This is a genomic window from Streptomyces sp. NPDC056948 (assembly GCF_042674225.1).
In the GTDB taxonomy this organism is placed as follows: Bacteria; Actinomycetota; Actinomycetes; order Streptomycetales; family Streptomycetaceae; genus Streptomyces; species Streptomyces purpurascens.
In genome coordinates, this window is record NZ_JBHUQX010000685.1 from 1 (window position 1) to 2,966 (window position 2,966).

Here is a 2,966-nt window from a genome sequence, read left to right on the forward strand (position 1 = left end):
CGATGGCGCTCTGGTCGTTGTACGCCACGACGGCGGTCGGCAGTTCGCCGCCGCCGACCAGATGCCGGCCGGCCTTCTCGCCGGCCTTCTCCGTGCTGTCCCCCTGAAGGACCCTGATGTGCTCGTCGAGCCCGTGCCGGCGCATGGCGCTCCGGTAGCCGCGGCGCCGGTCGGTGGCGATGACGCCCTTGCCGCCGTCCACGTGGACGATGGAACGGTGGCCGAGCCCCACCAGGTGGTCGACGATCTGGCCCACGCCGTCGTCGTCCGCGCTGCGTACGACATCGAGGGCGGCGTCGGCGATCCGGCGGCCGACGGAGATGACGGGCGCCTTGCGGTCGAGGTCGGCGAGGGCGGACGCGGGGGCCACCGGCCCGAGGAGGATCAGCGCCTCACAGCGGAAGGCGAGCAGCGTCTCGACGGCCGCGTGCTCGTCACGGGTCCGGGTCAGCGTGCTCAGGACGAGGTCGTAGCCGATCTCCTCGGCGGCCGTGTGCAGGTGCTCGACCAGCTCGGCGTGGAAGGGGCTGTGGATGTCGACCATGACGCCGAGCAGCCGGCTGCGCCTGCTGGCGAGGGCGCTGGCGGTGCGGTCGGGGCGGTAGCCCAGGTCGGCGGCGGCCTTCAGGACACGCTGCCGGGTGCGCTCACTGGGCCCGGGCACATTGCGCAGCACCAGCGACACGGACGCGGTGGACAGACCGACCCGCGCGGCGACGTCCTCCAGCCGGGGACGCGGAGCCGCGCCGTTACCGCCTGCGGGAGCGGTGGAGTCGAGCTCGTCCACATGACCTCCCGTCGATTGGCGGCAACACTCTTGACATACGACTGTGACGCCACAGATAGTACCAGCACTTAAAGCGCTTTAAGCGAGCAGGTTCGACTGCCTGAGCCGCACCGTTCGGTCGATGAGCCATCAAACGCGAGACCCATCTCCGCTCCCCGCCCGTGGGAGGCAGCGACCCCCTGTCGTCCAGTGAGGTGCACGATCATGAACCGCACAACCGCTCCAGACGCCCGCCCCCGCAGAACGGGCTGGACCGTGGCCGGCGTCGCCGTCGCGGCCACCGCCCTGCTCGCCACCGGCTGCTCCAGCGGCGCCGGCGGCAAGAAGGCCGAGGAGGGCGGGGCGAACGCCGCGGCCGGCAAGGCCGACACGCCCCGGATGACGATCGCCATGGTCACCCACGCGCCCTCCGGCGACACGTTCTGGGACATCATCCGCAAGGGCGCCGAGGCCGCCGCGGCCAAGGACAACGTCAAGCTGATCTACTCCAACGACGAGAGCGCGGGCGGCCAGGCGAACCTGGTCCAGAACGCGATCGACCAGAAGGTCGACGGCATCGCCGTCACCCTGGCCAAGCCTGACGCCATGAAGTCGGCCGTCGCCAAGGCCCGCGCCGCCGGCATCCCCGTCGTGGGCTTCAACTCCGGCATGGACGAGTGGAAGGACCAGGGCCTGCTGGAGTTCTTCGGCCAGGACGAGTCCGTCGCGGGCCAGGCGTTCGGCGAGAAGCTCAACGCGACCGGGGCGCAGAAGGCCGTCTGCGTCGTCCAGGTCCAGGGCCACGTCGGGCTGGAGGCCCGCTGCGCCGGAGTGAAGAAGACCTTCAAGGGCCAGGTGTCGAACGTCTACGTCAACGGCAACGACATGCCGTCCGTGAAGTCCACGATCACCGCCAAGCTCAAGCAGGACTCCGCCATCGACCAGGTGGTCACGCTCGGCGCGCCGTTCGCGCTGACGGCCGTGCAGTCGGTGTCGGACTCCGCCAGCAAGGCCGAGGTCGCCACGTTCGACCTCAACAAGGACCTGGTCGGCTCCATCAAGAAGGGCGACATCGAGTTCGCCGTCGACCAGCAGCCCTACCTCCAGGGCTATCTCGCCGTCGACTCCCTGTGGCTCTACAGGAACAACGGCAACTACATGGGCGGCGGCGAGGCACCCGTCCTCACCGGCCCGGCCTTCGTCGACAAGAGCAACATCGACAGCGTCGCCGGATTCGCCGCCAAGGGCACGCGCTGACCGCCCGCACCGTCACACCGCACCTGTCCCCCCTACCCGGAGACGCTTGTGAAGATCGCCCTCGACCCCTACATGATCCGCCACGTCCCGCTGCTCGAACTTCCCGCCGTGGTGGCCGAGTTGGGCTACGAGTGGATCGAGCTGTCGCCCCGCGAGGATTTCATCCCCTTCTTCCGGCACCCCCGCGTCGACGACGGCACGGTCGCCGAGTTCCGCAAGGCCCTCGACTCCGCCGGCGTCGGCATCTCCTCCCTCCTGCCCCTGTTCCGCTGGTCGGGGCCGGACGAGGACGCCCGGCAGGCCGCCGTGCGCTACTGGACGCGCTCCATCCAGATCGCCGCCGACCTAGGTGTCAGCAGCATGATCTCCGAGTTCAACGGCCGCCCCGAGGATCCGGACCGCAGCGAGGCCCAGTTCTGGAAGTCCATGGACGACCTGCTGCCGCTGTTCGAACGGGAGGGCATCAACCTCGCGCTGGAGCCGCACCCCGACGACTTCATCGAGAACGGCTACGACGCGATCAACCTCATCCGGGGCATCAACCACCCCAACGTGTCGTTCCTCTACTGCGCGCCGCACACCTTCCACATCGGCGACGACGCCCCCGGCATCATCGACTACGCCGGTGACCTGCTGACCCACGTGCATCTCGCGGACGCCTTCGACCACACGGCGTCCTCCGGCAACCGCTACATCCTCAACCCGCCGGGCACCCCCGCCCGGATCCACCAGCACCTGGACATCGGGGAGGGTGAGGTCGACTTCGGCGAGCTCTTCGGCGCACTGCGCGCGAACGGCTTCGACGGCACGCTGACGGCCTGTGTCTTCGCCTGGGAGGAACGGGCCAAGGAGTCCTCCCTGTTCATGCGCAAGAAGATCGACGAGTACCTGACCGACCGGTCCTGACGAGCCGCGGCCACCCCGGACCGCACCTCACCCGGGG

At 69.5% G+C, this 2,966-nt stretch carries 3 protein-coding genes; 2 read left to right on the forward strand and 1 reads right to left on the reverse strand.

Features of this window, described 5'->3' with window-relative positions; translation table 11 throughout:
• On the reverse strand, positions 1-787 hold a 787-nt coding region (locus ACFTZL_RS43475; protein ID WP_382595740.1), incomplete at its 3' end, for a LacI family DNA-binding transcriptional regulator.
• A 204-nt stretch (positions 788-991) separates the two neighbouring features.
• Here ACFTZL_RS43475 and ACFTZL_RS43480 point away from each other — a divergent pair.
• Together ACFTZL_RS43480 and ACFTZL_RS43485 are read left to right on the forward strand one after the other, a co-directional pair.
• Positions 992-2,023, forward strand: a complete 1,032-nt coding sequence (locus ACFTZL_RS43480; protein ID WP_382595742.1) for a sugar ABC transporter substrate-binding protein — start codon at positions 992-994, stop codon at positions 2,021-2,023.
• Between the two features lie 48 nt (positions 2,024-2,071).
• Entirely contained in the window at positions 2,072-2,929 is an 858-nt protein-coding gene (locus ACFTZL_RS43485) for a sugar phosphate isomerase/epimerase family protein (RefSeq protein ID WP_382595745.1), read from the forward strand.
• Positions 2,930-2,966 lie beyond the last annotated feature (37 nt).